Origin of the sequence: Kitasatospora xanthocidica, assembly GCF_014656195.1 — a bacterium.
Lineage (GTDB): Bacteria > Actinomycetota > Actinomycetes > Streptomycetales > Streptomycetaceae > Kitasatospora > Kitasatospora xanthocidica.
Genome location: NZ_BNBY01000025.1, coordinates 99,452 through 119,029 on the forward strand (window position 1 = coordinate 99,452; position 19,578 = coordinate 119,029).

Sequence of the window (19,578 nt, forward strand, 5' to 3'; positions counted from 1 at the left end):
GTCGGGCCCCGCAGGGGAGGTCGTCGAACGGATCGACGCGTGGCAGGGGCGGACGGTCCGGCGCTTACCCGCAGTCCGCAGGTGGGTGCCGGGCCAGCGGCGACGGCCGGGGCCGTCGGACGTCACTGGTCGCTGCTGTAGCTCGTGGCGGCGCCGGCCCCCTCGTGCTGGCCGGAGTCGCTGCCGGTGCGGGCGACGGTCTCCCGGGCCGCGCGTCCGCCGAGCAGCGCGGCCCGGGCGGCGAAGTCCGGCAGCAGCAGGCGCAGTGCCCGGCGTCCGTACAGCGCGGTCAGCAGTCCCGCCTCGTCGGGCCCCGGCGTCGTGGCACCGGACGCCGCCGCCCCGGGCAGGGGGTGCAGACGGCGCAGCTCGCGCAGCAGCCGGTGTCCGGCCAGGGTGCGGGCCGGTGAGCAGAGCAGCGTGAGCGAGAGCGCGGCCACGGGCAGGCCCGCCCACCAGGCCCCCTGCGTGGTGGTGAGCACGGCCGCGGCGCACGCGGCTGCGGCCAGCAGGCCCGACGCCGCCAGCCGGGCCGGGCCGCAGCGCAGGCCGCGGCGGACCAGGTCGGTGCGGGCCTCCTCGCGGGCCCGCCGCACGGGCGGGGTGGTCACGGCGTCGGCCCAGGACAGGTCCCGGCCGAACGCCGTCCGCGCGGCCCGGTGCAGTGGAGTCGCGTCCTGCCCGGGGTGGGCGTGCACCACCCTCCGCAGGCGGCCCCGCCGGTCGGTGTCGAGCACCCCCGCGAGGTGCAGTTCGACGACGGCCACCACCAGCGCGGCCTTCGACCCCCCACGCACCCCCGCGATTCCCGCCGCCGGCAGACCGTCAGGCCTCCCCCGGACCGGCATCCACCGCAGCAGCCCCGCCCCCACGAGCCCGGCGACCGCCGCGCACACCACACCGATCGATCCCATCAGGCCCCCCTGAAGCACGGAAGATCCGACGGCCCTCCCCCGGCCGCCGTCCACGCAGGATGGCACGGCCGGGCGGGCGGTGCCAGGCGGTCAGCCGACCCGACCGCCGCGCCGCCGGAGCGCGGCGAGCGCACGGGCGGCGATCTCGTCGGGCGTGCCGACGGCGTCGACCGTGACGAGGAGCCCGCGCTCGGCGTAGTACCGGGTGACGGGCGCCGTCCTCGCCTCGTGCGTGCCGAACCGAGCGCGGACGGTGCTCTCCTCGTCGTCCCGGCGCTGGTGGAGACCGGCGCCGCAGACGTCGCAGGCGCCCTCGGCGGCAGGGGTGCCCGCGGCCGGCTCGTGGCCGTGGGTCGGGATGCCGCGACAGACGCGCCGGTCGGCCACGCTTCGGACGTGGCGCTCCAGCTCGTGCTCGGGAAGGCGCAGCCGCACCACACCGTCGAGGGGCGTCCCGAGTTCGTGGAGCAGTTCGTCCAGGGCCAGCGCCTGGACGACGTTGACCGGGTGGTGGTCGAGGAGGAAGGCCGCAGGGGCCTCCCGACGCAGATGGTCGCGGACGATGGCGGTTCTGAGCTCGTCCAGGGGCGCGCCCCCGGCCTCCATGATCTCGTCGGCCCGCAGGCCCAGCTCGGTACCCTGCCGCAGGTGGTCGCGGATGAGGTCGCCGAAGTTGATACGTGGTACGTCCAAGGCCCGGGCCAGCGACTCGCCCGGCGTCTCCCACCACCACGCCGGCGGCTGCACGTTGACGATACGCATCGACCCACCCCCTGGATTCGCGCCCACCCTATATCCGCTGATCGGCCCTGAACCGGGCGGGACTTCGGAGTGGTGGCCCGTCCGACCACAGGTGGGTCGTCGGTACGACGGGCGGTCGGGGCCACCCGGTGCGGCGCACGAGGGCCGGCGCCTCCCCGACGTGGCGAGGTCCACGAGGTAGCCGGCCGGGTCGTACCTGTTCGCGGTGGCGTGCGGTTCGAGGGCGGCGACGGGCTCCCCGAAGTAGTGAAACTCCGGAAGGCACCGGAAGTCGTCCAAGGCGAGAACCTCCTCCTGCACGGACGCCAGGCCGATTCGAGACCGATTGAGCCGTTGAGAATCCACGTCCCGAGATGCCGAGACCTTGCTCACTCGGACCTCAGAGCATCCTGGATCTGACGGTGGCCGACCTCATCCCGCGACCAGACGAGCACACGCCGATTCGGATCGTCCCGGTTCCAGCTCTCACTGTCGAAGACCGCGACGGAGTCCGACAGACGCCATCGCGATCTCTTCCACGAGGCTTCCGGCACCTCGACGAGTCCGTCGAGGGCCTCGGCGACCGAAGCGGCAGCGGAACCGCCGACGGGCCAGTGCCTCCAAACGGAGACGGCGTCGGCGAGGGCATGGGACTCGATCAGGTGCGTGATCGACGGCGCGACGGGAAGGTAGGGACTACCGCCGTCCACGTCGGTGCCGACACTTCCATCGGTGTGGAGCAGGTCCCGGCACGGCTTCGACACGTGTTCTCCGAACCACTCGAAGTACCAGCCGCCCCGCGCGGGATCCTGCCAGGCCCGTGTCCCCACGCCGAAATGGTCGTACGCCCAGCTGCGGGCCGTCTCGTACCGCTCCCCGTTCAGGGTCATGCTGTGCCGTACCTGGTAGCGCAGGCCGCCGAATCTCTGCTCGAAGCCCTCACAACGGATGATGAGTTCCATGGGGGCTGGAACGAGACGGCCCGCGCGGTCGCGCACTCGCCACATCTCGATCGGGACTTCGAACCTGACCGGGCTCTCGCGACGGCCCGTACGGCGGAGGAGATCCTGTGCCCGCTCCGACAGTTCGGAGGGATCATCCAGGATGTGCATCCTGTACTTCATCTCCAGAGGCGGCGAAAAAGCAGTGACAGAATTCATCACCCTACTGCGGAGCTCCCCACCGGGCCAGGAGCCGGGCCCTGCTCAGCCTCGTACAACCCGCCACCAGCATGCCCTCCTACTGTGAACTGTTCAGATGCATCTTCAGGTTGCCGGAGGTGCGGAAGCGGGGGATGCGTCGAAGGACCCCACACGTGCGGGGAGGAGCCGACCGGTGCGTCAGCGTCGGTCCAGTGCCCCGTGTGCTCCCCGCAGGTGCGGGGAGCACCAGCACACCCCGGACCGCCATGATCAACGGCCGGCTGGCCCCCGTGGGTGCGGGGAGGACTTGCCGAGGCCGCGCATCGCGCCGCCCAGCCCCGGCTGACCCCCGCGGGTGCGGGGAGAGCGCCCAGTGCGCCGAAGTCGGGCGCCCTGTGCGGGCGGTCAGAATGTCGGGCAGACGTGTGCACGAACGGCAGCGAGGATCCGCGTGGACTTCGCGTCCCCGAGTCCCTCCGGGTGCTTGGGAGAGGTGAAGCGCTGGTTCGTCAGCTTGACCAGCCCGGCAGTGTCGTGCGGATGCTGAGCGACTGAGCTGCACTGATCACGGCCACGCGACACCGCGCGGTCCGGCTTGTCGCCGACGATCTCCGGATCGATGGCGATCAACGCGGCGAGGTACTTCGCCGTCGTGGCTTCGTCCGGCTTCGGGGGTAGACCGCCCGGCCCGGTGGCTGCCGGAGCTGCCGTCGTCGTCCCGGCCGCGTCGCCGCCGCCGAGGTCTGCGCGGCTGTGGGCGCGTTGCTCGGCGCCGTGGCGGCTCCCTTCGAGTTGCTGCTCGAGGTCGAGCTGGAGCACGCCGTGGAGCCGGTGGCGAGCAGCACGGCGACGGCCGTGGCCGTGACGGAGGTACGGATACGCATGATCCCCCCTGGGACTGGTGTGGTGTGCGAGTGACGCTACCGGGCTGCCGGGCGGTCACATGCGTTCGTGGCCGACTGGTATGGCCGGAGGTACCGAGTCGCGCCCTCGGGCCACGGACCGTGGACAGGCGCACGCCCCAGCACCGCGCATAGGCCAGGACATCGGCGGTGCCGCCGTACCTGTGTGCGGCCTCAGGGCGTCGCCGGCGGCCAGGACGACGTCGGCCACCGGGCCGAAGCGCCTGTGCCAGTCACATGCCGCGCTCTGGGCCGTACATCGGAGTAGGGCGGTCGTCGGGCGACATCGGCAGTGGTTCGAGCAGCACCGGGCCCGGGTAGAAGGCCGAGCTGTTCGGACCGACCATGTCCTCGCCGACCAGATAGCGGTAGAGCCACTCGGAGAAGCTCATCCGGTACTCGTACCAGCAACCGTCGTGCTCCAACGCGCAGATCCGGTGTCCCGTGCGGTCGGGCAGCGGGGCCAGGAAGACGCATTCGCCGCGGTCGGTGCTGGTGATCGGGATCAGGCCGTCCTTCGTTCCGAACCTCACCTCCTGCAGGTCGAGGACGACGCGGATGTCCTCCTCCGGCTCCAGCCAGTCCTCCCGGTCCCAGTCGAACGCGGTCCAGACCTGGGAGGTCTCGCGGATCTCCTTCCCGAGGTTCCAGCGCTCGGTGGCCGGATGTGAGAGGTACAAGTGCCCGTTGATCTGCATCGGGGCGTAGGCGTCGACCACGGCCTTGTAGTCCTCGGGGAAGACGGTGCCGATCTCGGCTTCCAACCCGGCCCACGCATCGGGGTCGGCGAAGCGATGACCGCCGGGGCCGAGCATGGCGAAGACGTCAGCGAGATAGTCGCGCACCGGTTCTCCTCATCGGGGTCGGGCGTCAGCACGCCGCGTCATCGTCACCACGAACGCCGTGGCCCGCCGCGAGGGTAACCGGGACCAGCGACATCGACTCCGCCGGGCACGCTCGTGACGGCTGCCCGGGGTCCGGCGTCGACCGGTCCGGCCGGCGTGGACGGCGCATCGAGCCCGTGGCCGGTCCCGATGCGCCCAGGCCTTCCATCGCGCCCTGACCAGTTGCCCCGACAACCCGACACATCGTTCAAGCCGACCGTTCTCCAGAGGATTGACGTCCACCGGAACATCCCGGTACCGATTCCGCGCGGCCGCACTGCTCTTGTGCGGCCCGCATGCAGTCGGGGACCCTGGACTCGGCGCCACCTCGATCGCATCGGGGGCAGCCTCCTCGGTCGCCTGGGTGTAGGCGGCGGCCCGGGCGCGGCAGATGATCTCCGCGCCAGGGGACGGCCGTGTCAGTCGCCTCCGACATGATGCTCCCGTTCGAGACCGAGAAGAGGGGCAGCGATGGAAGACGACTTCAGGGACCTGATCCACCTTGCCGATCCGCCGGGAACGAGTGGCCACGCGGTCTCCCTGCGAGTACTGAAGCGGGTGCCGCGCAGCGGCTTCCTCGACTGCGAGTTCGTCGTGGAGACCGAGACCATCAGCGGCAGCTTCCCCGTCGGCATCACCTCCGACGACCTCGACGACTGGGAAGAAGCCCTCGACAGGCTCGCTGACGACCTGTTCGTCTCGTGGTTGAACTCCGGCCGGTCGGTCGAGCTCGGGATCAAGCCACTGCGGTCCGGTGCGATCGGAGTGTCGATCCATGACGCTCCCTCGTCACAGGTGACGGTCAGCCTGCCGCTGTCGCCGCCGGCCGGCTGGGTCGAGGACCACCGTGCGCGACTCGAGAGCGTGCGGCGGGTGCTCACGGGCTGACAGCCTGGCACGGTGTTCGGGCCGGCTCGGCACGCCCCCCTCGCACCCACTCAGCCGTCGGTACCGGCTCCTTGCTTGCCGTCTGGCGTGGGCGCCAGCGATGTCGCTTGGCTACCCCCCCGCGGGAGCGGGGAGGAGCAGTGGTGGGCGAGCTTCCCGTTCACCCAGTGCGGCTGACCCCGCGGGCGCGGGGAGCATCGTCCTCTATGGCTGATCCCCAGATAAGGGGAGATCGTCACCAGCGTTATTGGAATGCTGCCGAACCCCGGCTGACCCCCGCAGGGTACGAGGAGGACTCGAGGAACGTCGCTGTGTACGCGCTACGCCACGGCTGACCCCCGCAGGTGCGGCGAGGAGTTCCAGTGCACCGGCGCCGCCGAGGCGGCTGTGACGGTTCGTCGAATCCTTCACGCGTGCCGGTCGGCTCAGGATATCGCCCAGGCCGACGGCTGTCCTCAGACCACTAGGCTGCGGGCATGACGATCAAGGCCGTGGTGTTCGACGTCGGCGAGTGTCTGGTGGACGAGACCCGGGAGTTCGGCACCTGGGCCGACTGGCTGGGGGTGCCGAGGCACACGTTCGCGGCCCGGCTCGGTGCGGTGATCGCACAGGGTCGGGACTACCGGGAGACGTTCCAGGTCTTCTCGCCGGGATTCGACCTGTACGAGGAACGCGAGAAGCGAGCCGCCCCCGGCCGTCCGGAGTGGTTCGGCGAGGACGACCTCTATCCGGATGTCCGGCCGGCATTAGCCCGGCTGCGAGCCGACGGGCTGTGGCTGGCCATCGCCGGCAACCAGACGGTCCGGTCCGGAGCCATCCTCCGTGGGCTTTTCACCGGCGACGTCGACCTGATCGGAACCTCGGACGACTGGGGTGCCAGCAAGCCCGACCCCGCCTTCTTCGAACGCGTCGCCGAGGCGGTGCCTGCCGAGCCGGGCGAGATCCTCTACGTCGGCGACCGGCTCGACAACGACGTGCTCCCCGCCAGAGCCGCCGGGATGCGGACGGCGCTGATCCGACGGGGCCCGTGGGGCTGGATCCAGCAGCACGACCGGGCTGCGGCGCGTGCCACGTTCCGGATCGACTCGCTGTCGGAACTGCCGGAGCTGATCGCGAAGGACAACGCCGCAGGGAGCTGAGGGCCGCGGAGGAGTTCAGCGAGGCGGCGTTGACGCCGCAGGAGCGCGAGCGTCGCGCCGAGTTGCCGGCGCGGCTGCGCGCGATCAACCATCTCTGGCGCTGACGGATCCGTAGGTCCACCGGTTCTGTCCGCTGTCCATCGTGCGGCTACTCACCCGGGTTCCCTGCTTGTCACCGATCAACGGCACACTGCGGGCATGAGTACTGATCCACATGCCGTCCGGAGGACCCTCGATCTGACCTGGGTCGAGTCCATGGGTGGTCCGCTGATCGTCGTCCCGGTGTCCGCACTGCATCACTGGGGTGGTTGCACCGAGGACGGCATGATCATCGGTGACGGCGACCAGCCCGACGACTACGACCGGGCCTGCGAGGTCCAGGACCTGGCCGAGGTGATCGGCCTGCGCGGCCCCGGCGGCGTCACCGCGCTGGTGCTGGGCGACGAGCCCGCCACCACCTGCTACCTGCCCGAGCATAGGGCCTTCATGCGCTGGCTCGCCGCCGACTCCGACGCCGAGCTGCTCGCCGCCACCGAAGCCGTGCTGAACGACCCGGCGACGCCGTGGGAGGAGTACGGCCTCTGGGAGACCGACGGACCGGCGGTCCTCATGGACTCGGTCGAGGCCGGTGAGAGCCTCGGCACGCCTTACCCGGACGGCGGAGGCGAGCCGGACCAAGCCCCCGTCGACCTGCCCGCGGGACGCTGGAGAGTGCGCGCGTTCCACAGGAGCGGCGACTCCCCTTGGGTCAGCGTGGTCCAGCTCCTTCCGGAGGCCGACGTCCGGTCGACAACGACTCCTTGACTCGAAAAACTCCGCCGCTCATCAGGTGTCATGGCCGGTGATACCCGCGCAGCCTGGGGCCACGGATCGCGGGCAGCCCGACCAGGGTGCCCGCGAAGGCGCCGCGGTGGGGTTCCAGGGGGTACCAGGGGCGGGATAGCAGTGGGTAGTCGTCGCGCAGGACGCCCTCCGGGAGCCCCCCTGTGGCGGGCGTCGGCGAGGTCTCCCCGGGGCCGGCGAGGTACGCCCAGACCCCGCTGTCCAGCGGCACCACCGTCGCCTCTCGGTCGGGTGGGCGCCACGGCTCACCCGTGCCGGGGTGGCGCGGGACGAGGAGGACATCAGGGCGGGGACGGGGCTCGGGGATGCCCGGGCCGGCCAATCCCACCGAGCGGGGGGCAGGCCCGGGCGGAAGGTAGCGGGCCACGGCGTGGCCCAGCAGCTCGGCGACGGGGCCGGCGGCGAGGGTCACCGGCTGCTTCTCGGTGGCCGCCACGAGGTGGGCCAGCGCGACGCCGACCGCGGCCTCCCAGCGGCGGCTCCACGACCCGTCGGGTTCGACCGGCGGGACGCGGTGTTCGGCACGCTCCAGGTCCGCCCATCCGGGTGGCGGGCCGGCCGGGAGCCCCGAGGGACGGCGGACGACCGCGTCGGGCTCCAGCCACACCGTCTGCCACGAACCGCAGTCGTCGATCCGGGTCGCCGCGGCCCGCCCGCACCCCGCACAGGCCAGGTTGGGTCCGGCCCGGCCGTCCACACCCCGGCAGTAGCCCTCGCACTTCTCCAGGATCAGAGTCATCGACCGGGAGTCACCGGGCGCGATGACGATCCTGCCCCGCGCGCCGAAGGAGACGGAGTACACCGGCGCGTACACCCCCTGCCGGGCAGCCGCTTCCTCTCCGACCTCCTGCCACAACCGCCAGGGCGGTCCGGTGGGCCGGGGCTCGACGGCGTACGTCGCCGGCTCCATCAGCGGAGGATGCAGCTCCTCCCAGGCACCGTGGTGGGTGTGAACGGGGAGTGCGACCCGGGACACCGGCGCCGTCAGCTCGGTGCCGCACCCGGCACACGCGAACACGTCCAAACAAGCTCCCCTCGTTGCGGTTCCCGGGATTGTGCCTCGCTCGCGGCGGAGGATCCATCGGATTTCGCAACGGCTCCAGGGCGTCCGGGGGCTTCCGTGGGCGCCTCATCCCCGGGTTGACGACGGGTCGGTACCGCCCGGATCGACGAACGCCCCGGGCCGCGGCACCAGGTGGCGACTTCGAGGTCATGCGGGGTCATTCAGTCGCGGGTCGGCCCCCGCGGGTACGGGGAGAACTCGCCGCACCTCCCCACCCCGCTGGGGCCCGTTCACCTCATCTCCGGGACAGCCCGCACCTGCTGCGCAGCCTGCCGATGGACGGGCGGCGCAGCAGGGTGGGGAGGGTTCTTCGAGGGCGCGCGGGCGCTGTGTCCGCCGATGCGTTGGAGCACGGTGTGACGAATGACCAGGCTGGGCCGCCCCCCGGTGTTCCGAGGCCCGGCCCAGGACCCGTGGCCAGACCCCGCCCGACCCGGAATGGGCCAGAGATCAAGAGGCGGGAGGCGGTGTGACCTGGCAGATGACGACGAGCTTCAGGCGCGGGACGACGTAGTAGGCGAGCAGGCCTCCGGCGACGTCGAGGTAGCGCATCGGCTCGCCGCTGCCCTGGTAGGTGGTGCCGTCCAGGTAGAGCGCCGCGGAAGCGCGGACGAGTTCCGCAGCCCGCTGCTCGACGGAGGCAAGGAATTCAGCCGGGGCTCCGGCCGTGACGTGCTGCTCACTGGGGAGGTACTCCCAGCTCCAGGTCACGCGTTCACCGCAGTGTAGGCGGCGCGGTAGAGCTCGGCGACGGTGGCGGCGTGCTCACGGCACTCGGCGACGGTCGCGGCATGGTTCGCGAGATAGTTCGCCCGGTGGTAGGCCCGGGCGGTGTCCGGAAGGCGCTCGATCTCGACAACGGCGGCCCAGTGCGCGACGAACGAGCGGATCGGCTGCACGCTCCCGGTCTCGATGGCCTCGGCCATGGCCCTCGTCTGCCCGTCGATCATCTCCGGGAGGCGATCCGCGGCGACGACGGCCAGGGCGGCCTTGAGCGCGGCCGGACTCCGGTCGGGCCGGGGGATCAGCTCGATCCCGTCGTGCGCGGGCTGGCTCATGGCAGCGCTCCTCTCCTCGGTGCTCCGGCTGCCCCCGCGCGTGCGGGGAGGACCTCCACGGCCCCATGATGCCCGAGACTCAGGGCGGCTGAGCCCCGTAGGTGCGGGGAGGACGTCGACCTCAACGCCTACCTCCTCCAGGAGGGCGGCTGACCCCCGCCGGTGCGGGGAGGACGAGGCCGTGCAGTGGTGGCAGGACCACGGCCGCGGCTGACCCCCGCGAGTGCGGGGAGGACGCAGAGGTCGACGAAGCCATAGACCGCATCACCGGCTGACCCCCGCGAGTGCGGGGAGGACCCCTCCCCTGCTCCCGCCACCCAGATCGAATGCGGCTGACCCCCGCGAGTGCGGGGAGGACTTCCAAATTGGACTACCCATGGTGTCCTTGATCGGCTGACCCCCGCGAGTGCGGGAAGGACCGCCGCCGTGACGCCTGGGACGTGCTCAAGGTCGGCTGACCCCCGCAGGTGCGGGGAGGACCCCGAACAGGTCGACTACCGGCTCTCCCGCGACGGCTGACCCCCGCAGGTGCGGGGAGGACGGCGGTGGCGGTCATGGCGCTGGCCTCTCTGGCGGCTGACCCCCGCAGGTGCGGGGAGGACGAGACCGACGTCCTCGGCCCGCTGCTGGCCTGCGGCTGACCCCCGCAGGTGCGGGGAGGACAGGAGCAGGCCGTCGAGCAGATGATCGCGAACCGGCTGACCCCCGCAGGTGCGGGGAGGACGCGCCGATGTCCGACCGGTTGATCTTCTTCAGCGGCTGACCCCCGCAGGTGCGGGGAGGAGGCCGGCGGGGTGATCCCGTCGTCCTTGAGCACCGGCTGACCCCCGCAGGTGCGGGGAGGACGGCGGTGCGATCCTGTTCATGCGCGTTCCCACCGGCTGACCCCCGCAGGTGCGGGGAGGACGGAACCGGCCCGGACGCCGGAAACTGCAACAGTGGCTGACCCCCGCAGGTGCGGGGAGGACAAATAGAGGTTGCCGAAGGCTGGCCCTGTGCGCGGCTGACCCCCGCAGGTGCGGGGAGGACTTTCCACCGGGATGTAAAGCAGGAAACCGAAGTGGCTGACCCCCGCAGGTGCGGGGAGGACGGTCACGGACATGGTGCAGTTCCCCCTTGCAGCGGCTGACCCCCGCAGGTGCGGGGAGGACGAACGTTCCAGCAGCTCGAACGTGAACTGCGTCGGCTGACCCCCGCAGGTGCGGGGAGGACCCGCCCCGCAGCCTCCGCGCCATGGAGGCTCGCGGCTGACCCCCGCAGGTGCGGGGAGGACGATCCGCCCGGTCTACCCGGCCGCGTCACCACCGGCTGACCCCCGCAGGTGCGGGGAGGACGCCAGGTCAGGCAGGTACCGAGCCGAGTAGCGCGGCTGACCCCCGCAGGTGCGGGGAGGACACTTCGCGACCTGGGGCGATGTGGTGGCTTTGCCATTTCTTTTCCAGTTGGCGTACTGGCATCGAGGTCTCAACGAGGCGTGCGGGCTGTTGAGGTGTCAAAGGGCTCCAGAGAAGCATCCCATGTGCCTGTGCCGTGCAAGGGAGCACCTGTGAAGGTTGCTATGCGCCGAATCTCGGGTCCGAGGCGGTGGCCTCAGTCGCTGGCCGGGCCCAAATGGGCGGTCCGCCGTAGCGGTATCCGGCGGCGGCGCGCAGTCGTACATTGCTGCAGCGGCGGTGGCCTTCGTCCGTGAGGGCAGCGGGCCGTGGCGCCGACGTGGGGAGATAGGCCTCGTCAGCGAGCCGGTGGCGTGAGGGCGGTGCGGTCGAACGGGCCACCGTGTGAGGCGGCGTACGCGACGGCGTCGTTGACGGCGTCGAGGCCGAACGACCGGACCTGTTCGAGGGCGAGGTCCAGGGTGCCCGCGGCGAGGAGCCGGATGAGGCCGACGTTCGCCGTACGCGGGTACATCCACTGGCCGCGCACGGTGATCGAGTTGCGCATGATCCACGGGTACGGGAGTGCGAGGTCGTCGCCGCCGAGCATGCCGACGCCGCCCATGAGGACGACGCGGCCGTACTCGCGCACGGTCATGGCCGCCGTGCGCGCCGCCGAGCTGGGTGCGCTCGGCGGTAGCAGGTCGATCACCATGTCGATCGGGCCGTCGCCCGCCGCGGACATCGCCGCGCGGTCGCCGGCCTCGTCCCCGGTGAGCGGGACCGGGCGCACCCGCGGACCGAACCGGTCGGCGAGGAGGTCGAGCGCGGCCCGGTTGCGGCCCGGGGCGACCACACGGCCCGCCCCCATGGCGAGCGCGACCGCGACCGCACTGCTGCCGAGGTTGCCGGTGGCCCCGCTGACGAGCAGCGTCTCACCGGCCGCGAGCCCGCCGGCCAGCAGCCCGCCGTAGGGGATGAGGTGCACGCCGAGCGCGGCCCAGCGCGCCGGGTCGTCCCCCGCCGCCGCGGGCAGCGGGAACACGTTCTCCGTCGGGACCCGCATGAGCTCGGCGAACGACCCGTCGTGCAGGTACCGGGCGAGCCGCGCGCCGCCCTCGCCGCGCGAGCTCCAGCCCTGGAGCGTGATGTCGGGCGTCAGGGCGTCGTCCCGCGACCGCACCGTGCAGTCGCACCACACCAGATCGCCGGGGCGCAGCCGGGTGGCGTCCGGGCCCGCGTGGACGACCCGTCCCACACCGCCGATCCCGGGCACGACGGGCGGGACCAGGGGGTAGTTCCGCTCGCCGCTGAAGACCTCGGCCGCGTACGGGGCCACGCAGGTGGCGAGCACCTCGACCACCACCTCGCCGCCGCCCGGCTCGGGGTCGGGCACCTCCCGCACCGTGAGCGGCGCACCGAACCGCGTCAGAACCGCTGCTCGCACGTGATGACCTCCCTGTCCGTCCCTGTTCCTCGCGATCGACAGTAGGAGCCCGGCGGGCATGCGGGAAGCGACGATCCCTCAACCCTGGTATGCCTATGGCGCATGGACATCTCCAGCACGGGCCTGCGCGTCCTGCGACAGATCGCCGAGTCCGGCAGCTTCACCGCGGCAGCCGTCCGGCTCGGCTACACCCAGTCGGCCGTCTCACGCCAAGCCGCCGCCCTCGAACGCAGCGCCGGCACCACCCTGTTCGAACGCCGTCCCGACGGAGTACGGCTCACCCCCGCCGGCCTGATCCTGCTGCGCCACGCCCACACGATCCTGGCCTGCCTGACCGCGGCCGAGCGCGACCTCACCGGCACCGGCCCGCGGACCGAACCGGTGCGGCTCGGGCTGTTCCTGAGCGCGGGCGCGGCCCTCCTGCCTCCCACGCTCACCCGCCTCGCGGCGACCGACCCGCAGATCGCGGTCACGACGACCGAGGGCACCACACCCGCCCTGACCCGGGCACTGCGCGCGGGATCGATCGACCTCGCCGTGCTGACGTCCCGCCCGCCCCACCGGCCCTTGGACGGCGAGTCGCCGCGCCTGCACGTCGAGACCATCGCGGACACCGAACTGGTCGTGGCGGCGCCGTCGACCGGAGCGTTCGCCGGCCGCACCACGGTGCACGTCGACGAACTGGTCGACGCCCCGTGGATCGCCACCCCGGCGTCGAACTCCGAACCGCTGCTGGGCGTCTGGCCCGGCCTGCCCGGACGGCCGCACATCGTCCACAGCGCGCGCGACTGGCTGACCAAGCTCCAGCTGGTCGCCGGCGGCTTCGGGGTGACGACGGTGCCCTCCCGGCTCTCGCCGGTACTGCCGCCCGGGGTGAGCCTGCTGCGCGTTGAGGGCGCGCCTCCCGAGATCCGCCGGGTCCTCGTGGCGCGCCTGCCCGGCCGCCCGACCCCGGCGGTCACGGCCGTCACCCGAGCGATCGCCTCGACCGCCTGAGAACGTGCCGTTCGACGGGTCGTCATCAACCGAAGCCGAGGAAGGGTCGAGCCGGACGCGGAACGTGACTGACGGGTTCGCTGTTCGCCCGGCCCCGGCCCCGGCCGTGGCCGTGGCCATCGACGGGTAACCGGGACCGGGCGGTGACGGTGGCGGTCGGCATGATGCCGGCGTGACGAACCTGAATCCGAACCGGATCCCGGGCTACGAGAGTGGCCTCCTCGCCGATCTTCCCGACCTGCTCGACGACCCGTTGTTCTGGCCGCGGCACCTCTATTCCTGCGCGCAGGGCGAGGAGAGGGAGGAACTCCTCTTCGGCGCCGACTACGACGCGGCCCTGGACTTCCACGACCGGATGCTCGGACACCCGCACTGGCCCGTCTTCACCGTCCCGGTCGCCGCGGGCTGCCGTCTGCACATCGTCTACCGCAACCTCCCGGACGACGCGGGCACCGACTACCTCCTGCACCACCCGGACTGGGACCGTGCCGAACTGCTCGCCAGCGACGACGGTCACTTCATGGGCCCCGCTCTGTCCTGGTCCGAGCTGACGGCGGCAGCGGACAACGGCCTGGCAGGCGGATCCACCGCCGACCCCCACGCCCGCCTGCTGCTCCTACTGCCCGCGTTCGGGGACACGGCTGTGCCGGACGGGGCGGTGGGGCGTCTGACCGCGGCGCTGCTGGCGCGCACCGCGGTCGAAGACCCCGAACGCCTCGCGGCTGCGATGCTGGAAGATCAGGGGCCGTGCGGGCGGGTGCGCTGGAGCGCGACCCGGCACGGTTTCCCGATCAACGACGGCGGCCACGCGTACCGGAACCCGGCCAACGACTTTTCCCTCCCGGCGGATCGCCTCGGCCGGGTGGCTGCGGCGCTGGCCTCCTGAGGGCTGCGTCGAACCCGCCGTTGTGACGCCGGCCCCGAACGCCGGGTCGGCCGGCCACCGGTCGCCGGGTCTCGCCCTGCGCCACGACCTGCGGATCAGGAGGCCAGACGGCCCGTCGACCTGTCCGCCACAGAGGCGTCGGTACCGCGACGTGAGCGCACAGGGCTCGGACACAGGACCGCCCCTCGCGGACGCAGAGAGAACTGTGACCACGTCCCGCACCGAAGGCGGCTACGCCGGCTGGACTCCGCAGGCGTGGAGAGACCCCCGCGACCCGGGGCGCGGACGGATCGGCGAACGCGATGCGGCGCGCAGGACGGATGCGTCTGCCCCTCGGATGGGAGCGGACAGCCGGAACCACACTCCCCCGGGGCGCACGCCGACACCGAGACCGCGACCAGCCCCGCGTCGGCCGTCCGGCGCTTGCCCGCACCGTCGGCCCCACGCCCCCGCCCTTCCCCTCGCCGCAGAGCCGTGGATCAGAGCAGGCCCGGCGACCCGGTACCACCGACCGGCCAGGTCAGTTCCGCCGACCGTCGCGGGGCGCGGGGACGCGGGGCAGGACGTTCCACAGGGGCCGTCCGTCGGCGGCCCAGCGGGCGAGGGCGGTGCGGTCGACGAGGTGGATGCCCTGCTCGTTCCCCCAGCGGTGGGCCTCGCGGGAGAAGCGGCCGTTGGTCACGACGACGGCGACCTGGGCGCGGTGGGCGCGCTGGTAGGTTCCGGCGAGCGCGTACAGGACGCCGACTCCCACCGGCTTTCCGCCGACCGGGTCCCGCTTGTGCTTGCACTGGACGGCCCAGCGCCGCCCCGTCGGGTCCTCGGCGAGCACGTCGACGCTCTGGTCGTTGGCCCGCCCGACCTTGCGCGCGCGGCAGCCGTCGCGTTCCAGCAGGTCGCGCACCGCGAACTCGAACGCGTCCGGCGTCATGTGATCGATCCCGCCCGGACCGCTGAGTGCCAGCCGCAGCCGGGCGGCGCGCAGCCGGTGCTCGCGGGCGGCCAGGGCCCGGTTCCGCAGAACGGCCAGGGCGACGCCGCCGGCCACGAGGGCGGCGGCGACCGGGATCCACCAGTTCGCGGCCAGCCACCGCAGGACGGTGGCCGCCGCACTGAACGCCAGGAGCGCCAGGAGCGCCAGGAGTCCGTAGACGAGCCAGGTGGCGTCGTCGCGCCGGGCGGGCCCGCGCCCACGGCGCCCGCGTGCCGGCGGCCTGCGGCTAGCCATGCGCTGCTCCGGGGCTGATCACGTCGGTGTCCTTTCCGTGGGGACTGTCGCGCAGGCCGGGTCAGTGGGTGGCTTCGACGGCGATTCCGACGAGCTGGAGGATGGCGTGGCCCCAGGCGGTGGCGGCGATCAGGACACCGAAAGTGACGGCGGTGAAGACGGTGAACGCCTCGTCGGTGCGGCTGCGGGCCTCGGTACGGCGCCGGAGCCTGAGGACGATGATGATCGCGAGGAACGCCGTCGCGCTGATCGTGTACTCCACTGCCCACCCCGCCCGCATCTGACTCTGAGTGAGGCTTCGGTCACCCGGAGCCTGCTGCATTCGGGTGAGCATGCCAGACCGGCTACCTGGGCGGGGCCGGTTTCCCGAAAATGGGGCGGGCGCGAACGAGTGCGAGCCCGAGGCCGCGGTGGGGCGCGCGCCGGACCGTGCGCGTAGCCGCCTGTGCCTGCCCTACGGGTGGCGGGGTCGGGCGTTCCAAGGCCGGGCGGAGCGGTACACCACTGGTGTACCGGCGGTGTACGATCGTGGTATGGCTGATGCGACGATCAAGGTGTCCCCTGACACGCGTGACCGGCTGGCCGCTCTCGCGGCGGCCCGCGGCACCACGATCGGCGCCCAGGTGGCCCTGCTGGTGGAGGCGCAGCCCACCGCGGAGCAGATCGCGGAACGCGTCGCCGAGGGCCGTCGGCTGCTGCGGGATCACTTCGGGATGACCCTCACCGACACGGAGCTGGACGAGGGCCCGAACCTTCTGCAGCGGGTCTACGACGTCGCCGCGGCCGACGCGCGCGCCAAGGTCACCCCCCGGCGCAGCGCGTGATCATCCTCGACTCCAGCGCCCTGTCCGCGCTGGCCGCCGGTCACCCGCGCCTGCACCGGATCGTGGACTCCGCCCTGCAGAGCCCGTTCCAGCATCTGCTGGTCCCGGTACTGTGCGTCGTCGAGGCCGAGGCCAAGGACGAGGGCGCCGCGCACGCGGTCATGGCGCTGCCCGCGCTCGAGTTCGAGCCCCTGGACGCGAGTACCGCCGTGCTGGTGGCCACCATGGTCCGCGACGGCTACGGCGGCCCGGACCTGGCCCACGCCATCGCCACGAGCCTGCCCACCCCGGCACGCCCGCTGCAGCACTTGATCCTGACGGCCCGTCCGGAGCTGTACCCGCCCGGGATCGCCACCGTGAACATCGACGACCCCCGCCTGGAGCCGTAGGCGGCGCCGACGGGGGCCTCAGAGGACGGCTCCGGAAGTCCGTCCGGGGTTGACTCCGCCGGTGCCGCGTTCACCCCAGCCCCGGCAGGCCGCGCAACTCCCCGATCCGCGAGATCCGTGCGAAGAGCAGGAACAGCAGGACCATCGCGGTGCCGCCCGCAGCCAGCGAGAGCACGGGTGCCCAAGAGGCCGATGCCAGGCCCTGGCCGCAGAAGCGGGCGATGAGCCACCCGGCGCCCCCGGCGGCGGTGGCAGCCGCGGTGAGTTTCGCGTAGGTGCGGCAGATCCGCCGCCCGTCGAGCAGCCCCTCCGTACGCCGCCGCAGGCGCACGGCGGTCAGCAGCAGGCCGATCGCGTAGGACAGAGCGTAGGCGGCGGCCATCCCCGTGACGGCCCAGCGCGGGGGCAGCAGGAGGTGGCAGGCCGTGGCGAGGGCGATGTTGACGCCGCTGATCCACACCGCCATCCGGAACGGCGTGCGGGTGTCTTCGAAGGCGTAGAAGCCGCGCAGCAGAAGGTACTGGGCGGAGAACGGGATCAGTCCGAGGCCGAAGGCCTGCAGCATGTGGCCCAGGGGGACAGTGGCGGCCGCGTCGGCGGCGCCGTGGGCGAAGAGCAGTCGGGCGATCTGCGGGCCGAAGGCGAGGAAGAAGAAGGCGGCCGGGACGATGACGACGCCGCTGACCCGCAGCGCGCGTGACAGGTCTGCGCGCAGGTCGTCGATGCGGTGCTCGGCCACGGCCCGGCTCATCCGCGGGAGGAGGGCCGTCACGAGGGAGACGGTGACGATCGACTGGGGCAGCGTCCAGATCTGCTGGGCGTAGCTGTAGGCGGTGTAGCCGACGCCGCCGCGGGGCAGGGCGGCGTCGGCGGCGGAGGCCAGGCGGGTGACCACCGTGCTCGCCACGAGGTTGGCCAGCACGAACAACAAGGTCCAGCGGGCCGCGTTCACGCTCTTGCGCAGGCCGGTTCCCCGCCAGTCGAAGCGCGGCCGGAACCGGAAGCCGGCCGCGAGGGCGTAGGGGATCAAGGCGAGTGCCTGGAGGGCCAGCGCGAGTGTGGTGCCGATCCCGAGCAGCCCGACCTGGGCGCCGGTGATGTCCGAGACCTTTTCAGGCGCGGTCATCAGGTCGATGTAGAGGCCGAACATGGCGACCAGGACGAGATTGTTGAGCTGGTTGAATCCGCTCAGGCCCGCTGGCGGGCGATCACTGGGGCTCAGCTCGTCGCGCTGGTCCGCTCCGGGGCGAGGTTCGAGAACGGTGTCCTGGTTGAGCGCGAGGAGGTCACCGCTGCCTGAAACCGGTGGCGCGAACGGAAGCCGTCCGAGATCATCCAGTCGTGTCCCAAGACGAGTCAGGACGTTACCGAGCAGGTCAGACCGCCTTGCTCGCCACGGTGGCGGAAGCCGAACCGCTGGTTGAGCACTGGCGTGGGCGATTCGACGCCTCCGCAGCGGCCGGGGTTCCCGCCCACGTGACGGCGCTCTTCCCGTTCCTCGACATCGATCTCATCAGTGCCGCGGTCATCGGTGATCTCACGTCCCTGATCGCCGGGCACAGCCCCTTCGCGGTCCGATTCGAGGAGTGCGGCCGCTTCCCTGACGTGCTCTACCTGGCGCCGACCCCAGACCAGCCGTTTCGCGCGCTGACCGAGTCCATCGCCGAGCGATGGCCGGAGGCGCCGCCCTACGGGGGACAGTTTGCCGAGGTCATCCCGCACCTGACCGTCGCCCATGGGCAGCCATCCCGGGTCTTCGACGAGGTGGAGGCGGCGCTGGCCAACCGGCTCCCCGTCACCGCGACGATCGTGTCGGTGAGCCTGTTCGTGAGCGATGGTCAATGCTGGCGGCGTCACGCGGAGTTTCCGATGCTCGGCGCATCAAGCAGCACCTCACCTCGCCAGCCCGGCAGAGAGTCAATCCACAACTCTTGACAATTGCTCGGCCGACCCACGATGGTCTGGCCAGCCCGGCGGGCTTGGAGCAGGGAGATCGGCCTCTTGGCCGCGGCGACCTGCAGCTGGTTGTCGAACTCCTTGGCCCACCGTGCGACAGGCTTGCCGTAGGTGAGGGTGGTGCGGTTCGCCATCGCCCGCCGGGCGGCGTGCTTGAGCTGCAGCCTGGCGCGCTCCATCTCGGTCAGATCTTCTCCGGGCGCGGGTTCGGAGTCGGCGTCGAGCGAGGAGGAGATCGGCAGGCAGGACAGCGGAGAGGTCGTCATACCGGTGCACCCCGGCCGGGCCGGACGGTCACGGGTGCAGCAAAGCCACCCTTGCTGCACCCGGCGGGCTGCTGTTCAAGGGCCGGTGATGTGCTGGTCCCGCCCGGCCAAGTACACACGGGAGTTGTCGCGGGCTTCCGCCTTCATGATGATCGGCCGATCCTGGGTCTGCTCGCCGTCGGACAACGCCGGAGCCAGGTGTTCGTTCAGTAGTAGCCGCAGTTCGTCGGCGAGAGCGGGATCCTCGCTGAGCAACTGCTGGAACCGCAGACGCCAGGCGCCTGCCAGAGCCTGCTCGGTGTCCTCGTCGCCTTGCTCCCGCGCAGCCAGCACCTGAGTGCGCGCTGCCTCCAGATCGGATCCGACGTCATCGGCCCGGTCCGGGCGTCGGCTCCGCCACCACTCCACCACCACGGCCCGGGTCTGCTGCCAGCCGTCGGTTGCCATCGCGCTCACCAGCGCGCTCCCTGCTGTCAGGACGATTGGATCCATCCCACCCCCCACGTCGACAAGACATTGCCGTAAGGACCGTAACCGGCATCGTCTCGAACTTGGAGTCCTTCTGCACAAAACGCGGCGCCCCGCCACGACCGAATGAGCGACCGGGCTGCTCAATGGACAGGCCCTCCTCCCCTGTGG

At 72.0% G+C, this 19,578-nt stretch carries 21 protein-coding genes, 2 pseudogenes and 1 CRISPR repeat array; of the genes and pseudogenes, 9 read left to right on the forward strand and 14 right to left on the reverse strand.

Features of this window, described 5'->3' with window-relative positions:
- Nucleotides 1–122: 122 nt before the first annotated feature.
- The 5 genes from IE332_RS31640 to IE332_RS31660 form a co-directional block, all read right to left on the reverse strand.
- The gene (locus IE332_RS31640) at nucleotides 123–914 is read right to left on the reverse strand and encodes a TIGR04222 domain-containing membrane protein (RefSeq protein WP_189923160.1); all 792 of its coding nucleotides are present in this window, start codon (nucleotides 912–914) and stop codon (nucleotides 123–125) included.
- A 90-nt stretch (nucleotides 915–1,004) separates the two neighbouring features.
- Complete coding sequence (locus tag IE332_RS31645) at nucleotides 1,005–1,676, reverse strand: adenylate kinase family protein (protein ID WP_189923162.1); 672 nt, start codon at nucleotides 1,674–1,676, stop codon at nucleotides 1,005–1,007.
- A 368-nt stretch (nucleotides 1,677–2,044) separates the two neighbouring features.
- A complete protein-coding gene (locus IE332_RS31650) occupies nucleotides 2,045–2,767 on the reverse strand; it encodes a hypothetical protein (RefSeq protein ID WP_189923164.1) in 723 nt (240 codons plus the stop codon).
- A gap of 435 nt (nucleotides 2,768–3,202) precedes the next feature.
- Entirely contained in the window at nucleotides 3,203–3,616 is a 414-nt protein-coding gene (locus IE332_RS31655; RefSeq protein ID WP_189923166.1) for a hypothetical protein, read from the reverse strand.
- A gap of 316 nt (nucleotides 3,617–3,932) precedes the next feature.
- Nucleotides 3,933–4,544 carry an SMI1/KNR4 family protein gene (locus IE332_RS31660; RefSeq protein ID WP_189923168.1) on the reverse strand — a complete coding sequence of 204 codons (612 nt, stop codon included), beginning with the start codon at nucleotides 4,542–4,544 and terminating at the stop codon, nucleotides 3,933–3,935.
- Between the two features lie 510 nt (nucleotides 4,545–5,054).
- On the opposite strand from IE332_RS31660, the gene IE332_RS31665 reads away from it, so the two are divergent.
- From IE332_RS31665 to IE332_RS31675, 3 genes are all read left to right on the forward strand, one after another.
- Nucleotides 5,055–5,471, forward strand: a complete 417-nt coding sequence (locus tag IE332_RS31665) for a DUF5959 family protein (protein WP_189923171.1) — start codon at nucleotides 5,055–5,057, stop codon at nucleotides 5,469–5,471.
- Nucleotides 5,472–5,947: 476 nt separating this feature from the next.
- Nucleotides 5,948–6,610 carry an HAD family hydrolase gene (locus IE332_RS31670; RefSeq protein WP_189923173.1) on the forward strand — a complete coding sequence of 221 codons (663 nt, stop codon included), beginning with the start codon at nucleotides 5,948–5,950 and terminating at the stop codon, nucleotides 6,608–6,610.
- A gap of 198 nt (nucleotides 6,611–6,808) precedes the next feature.
- Entirely contained in the window at nucleotides 6,809–7,414 is a 606-nt protein-coding gene (locus tag IE332_RS31675) for an Imm21 family immunity protein (protein ID WP_229929072.1), read from the forward strand.
- Nucleotides 7,415–7,442: 28 nt separating this feature from the next.
- On the opposite strand, the gene IE332_RS31680 is transcribed toward IE332_RS31675, so the two are convergent.
- The 4 genes from IE332_RS31680 to IE332_RS31695 all read right to left on the reverse strand — a co-directional run bounded on the left by IE332_RS31680 (nucleotide 7,443) and on the right by IE332_RS31695 (nucleotide 12,394).
- A complete protein-coding gene (locus IE332_RS31680; protein ID WP_229929073.1) occupies nucleotides 7,443–8,363 on the reverse strand; it encodes a hypothetical protein in 921 nt (306 codons plus the stop codon).
- Between the two features lie 603 nt (nucleotides 8,364–8,966).
- On the reverse strand, nucleotides 8,967–9,227 hold the full coding sequence (locus tag IE332_RS31685) for a hypothetical protein (protein WP_189923177.1): 261 nt from the start codon (nucleotides 9,225–9,227) through the stop codon (nucleotides 8,967–8,969).
- The gene (locus IE332_RS31690) at nucleotides 9,224–9,574 is read right to left on the reverse strand and encodes a hypothetical protein (protein WP_189923179.1); all 351 of its coding nucleotides are present in this window, start codon (nucleotides 9,572–9,574) and stop codon (nucleotides 9,224–9,226) included. The genes IE332_RS31685 and IE332_RS31690 overlap by 4 nt, the downstream gene beginning before the upstream one ends.
- 85 nt (nucleotides 9,575–9,659) lie before the next feature.
- Nucleotides 9,660–10,969: a CRISPR direct-repeat array (repeat unit 29 nt; unit sequence CGGCTGACCCCCGCAGGTGCGGGGAGGAC).
- 336 nt (nucleotides 10,970–11,305) lie between these two features.
- Nucleotides 11,306–12,394: an alcohol dehydrogenase catalytic domain-containing protein gene (locus IE332_RS31695; protein ID WP_189923181.1), complete on the reverse strand. Its 1,089-nt coding sequence runs from the start codon at nucleotides 12,392–12,394 to the stop codon at nucleotides 11,306–11,308.
- A gap of 102 nt (nucleotides 12,395–12,496) precedes the next feature.
- On the opposite strand from IE332_RS31695, the gene IE332_RS31700 reads away from it, so the two are divergent.
- Together IE332_RS31700 and IE332_RS31705 are read left to right on the forward strand one after the other, a co-directional pair.
- Nucleotides 12,497–13,390: a LysR family transcriptional regulator gene (locus IE332_RS31700; protein WP_189923183.1), complete on the forward strand. Its 894-nt coding sequence runs from the start codon at nucleotides 12,497–12,499 to the stop codon at nucleotides 13,388–13,390.
- 172 nt (nucleotides 13,391–13,562) lie between these two features.
- Nucleotides 13,563–14,276: a hypothetical protein gene (locus tag IE332_RS31705; RefSeq protein ID WP_189923185.1), complete on the forward strand. Its 714-nt coding sequence runs from the start codon at nucleotides 13,563–13,565 to the stop codon at nucleotides 14,274–14,276.
- Between the two features lie 520 nt (nucleotides 14,277–14,796).
- Here IE332_RS31705 and IE332_RS31710 read toward each other — a convergent pair.
- Both IE332_RS31710 and IE332_RS31715 read right to left on the reverse strand, forming a co-directional pair.
- Entirely contained in the window at nucleotides 14,797–15,504 is a 708-nt protein-coding gene (locus tag IE332_RS31710; RefSeq protein ID WP_229929074.1) for a restriction endonuclease, read from the reverse strand.
- 61 nt (nucleotides 15,505–15,565) lie between these two features.
- Nucleotides 15,566–15,766, reverse strand: coding sequence for a hypothetical protein (locus tag IE332_RS31715; RefSeq protein WP_308437628.1), 201 nt, complete (start codon nucleotides 15,764–15,766; stop codon nucleotides 15,566–15,568).
- A gap of 271 nt (nucleotides 15,767–16,037) precedes the next feature.
- Between IE332_RS31715 and IE332_RS31720 the strand changes: the two genes are divergently transcribed.
- Both IE332_RS31720 and IE332_RS31725 read left to right on the forward strand, forming a co-directional pair.
- The gene (locus IE332_RS31720) at nucleotides 16,038–16,328 is read left to right on the forward strand and encodes a hypothetical protein (protein ID WP_189923186.1); all 291 of its coding nucleotides are present in this window, start codon (nucleotides 16,038–16,040) and stop codon (nucleotides 16,326–16,328) included.
- The gene (locus IE332_RS31725; protein WP_189923188.1) at nucleotides 16,325–16,717 is read left to right on the forward strand and encodes a PIN domain-containing protein; all 393 of its coding nucleotides are present in this window, start codon (nucleotides 16,325–16,327) and stop codon (nucleotides 16,715–16,717) included. Before IE332_RS31720 ends, IE332_RS31725 begins: the two co-directional genes overlap by 4 nt.
- Before the next feature lie 70 nt (nucleotides 16,718–16,787).
- Here IE332_RS31725 and murJ read toward each other — a convergent pair.
- Nucleotides 16,788–17,891 (reverse strand): annotated as a pseudogene (gene murJ / locus IE332_RS31730) (murein biosynthesis integral membrane protein MurJ); the annotation flags it as partial.
- Between murJ and IE332_RS42585 the strand changes: the two are divergent.
- Nucleotides 17,883–18,017, forward strand: a pseudogene (locus IE332_RS42585) (IS256 family transposase); the annotation flags it as partial. The pseudogenes murJ and IE332_RS42585 overlap by 9 nt on opposite strands.
- Before the next feature lie 41 nt (nucleotides 18,018–18,058).
- Nucleotides 18,059–18,652, forward strand: a complete 594-nt coding sequence (locus tag IE332_RS31735) for a 2'-5' RNA ligase family protein (RefSeq protein WP_189923190.1) — start codon at nucleotides 18,059–18,061, stop codon at nucleotides 18,650–18,652.
- On the opposite strand, the gene IE332_RS31740 is transcribed toward IE332_RS31735, so the two are convergent.
- Nucleotides 18,571–18,939 carry a hypothetical protein gene (locus tag IE332_RS31740; protein WP_189923192.1) on the reverse strand — a complete coding sequence of 123 codons (369 nt, stop codon included), beginning with the start codon at nucleotides 18,937–18,939 and terminating at the stop codon, nucleotides 18,571–18,573. The two genes, IE332_RS31735 and IE332_RS31740, sit on opposite strands and share 82 nt — an antisense overlap.
- A gap of 75 nt (nucleotides 18,940–19,014) precedes the next feature.
- The gene (locus IE332_RS31745; RefSeq protein WP_189923194.1) at nucleotides 19,015–19,395 is read right to left on the reverse strand and encodes a hypothetical protein; all 381 of its coding nucleotides are present in this window, start codon (nucleotides 19,393–19,395) and stop codon (nucleotides 19,015–19,017) included.
- Nucleotides 19,396–19,578: the final 183 nt, after the last annotated feature.

Bases quoted from the DNA above. Each gene is read 5' to 3' on its own strand.
- IE332_RS31640 (WP_189923160.1), bottom strand. From the start codon at position 914: ATGGGATCGATCGGTGTGGTGTGCGCGGCGGTCGCCGGGCTCGTGGGG.
- IE332_RS31645 (WP_189923162.1), bottom strand. From the start codon at position 1,676: ATGCGTATCGTCAACGTGCAGCCGCCGGCGTGGTGGTGGGAGACGCCG.
- IE332_RS31650 (WP_189923164.1), bottom strand. From the start codon at position 2,767: ATGCACATCCTGGATGATCCCTCCGAACTGTCGGAGCGGGCACAGGAT.
- IE332_RS31665 (WP_189923171.1), top strand. From the start codon at position 5,055: ATGGAAGACGACTTCAGGGACCTGATCCACCTTGCCGATCCGCCGGGA.
- IE332_RS31670 (WP_189923173.1), top strand. From the start codon at position 5,948: ATGACGATCAAGGCCGTGGTGTTCGACGTCGGCGAGTGTCTGGTGGAC.
- IE332_RS31675 (WP_229929072.1), top strand. From the start codon at position 6,809: ATGAGTACTGATCCACATGCCGTCCGGAGGACCCTCGATCTGACCTGG.
- IE332_RS31680 (WP_229929073.1), bottom strand. From the start codon at position 8,363: ATGGAGCCGGCGACGTACGCCGTCGAGCCCCGGCCCACCGGACCGCCC.
- IE332_RS31690 (WP_189923179.1), bottom strand. From the start codon at position 9,574: ATGAGCCAGCCCGCGCACGACGGGATCGAGCTGATCCCCCGGCCCGAC.
- IE332_RS31700 (WP_189923183.1), top strand. From the start codon at position 12,497: ATGGACATCTCCAGCACGGGCCTGCGCGTCCTGCGACAGATCGCCGAG.
- IE332_RS31710 (WP_229929074.1), bottom strand. From the start codon at position 15,504: ATGGCTAGCCGCAGGCCGCCGGCACGCGGGCGCCGTGGGCGCGGGCCC.
- IE332_RS31720 (WP_189923186.1), top strand. From the start codon at position 16,038: ATGGCTGATGCGACGATCAAGGTGTCCCCTGACACGCGTGACCGGCTG.
- IE332_RS31740 (WP_189923192.1), bottom strand. From the start codon at position 18,939: ATGACGACCTCTCCGCTGTCCTGCCTGCCGATCTCCTCCTCGCTCGAC.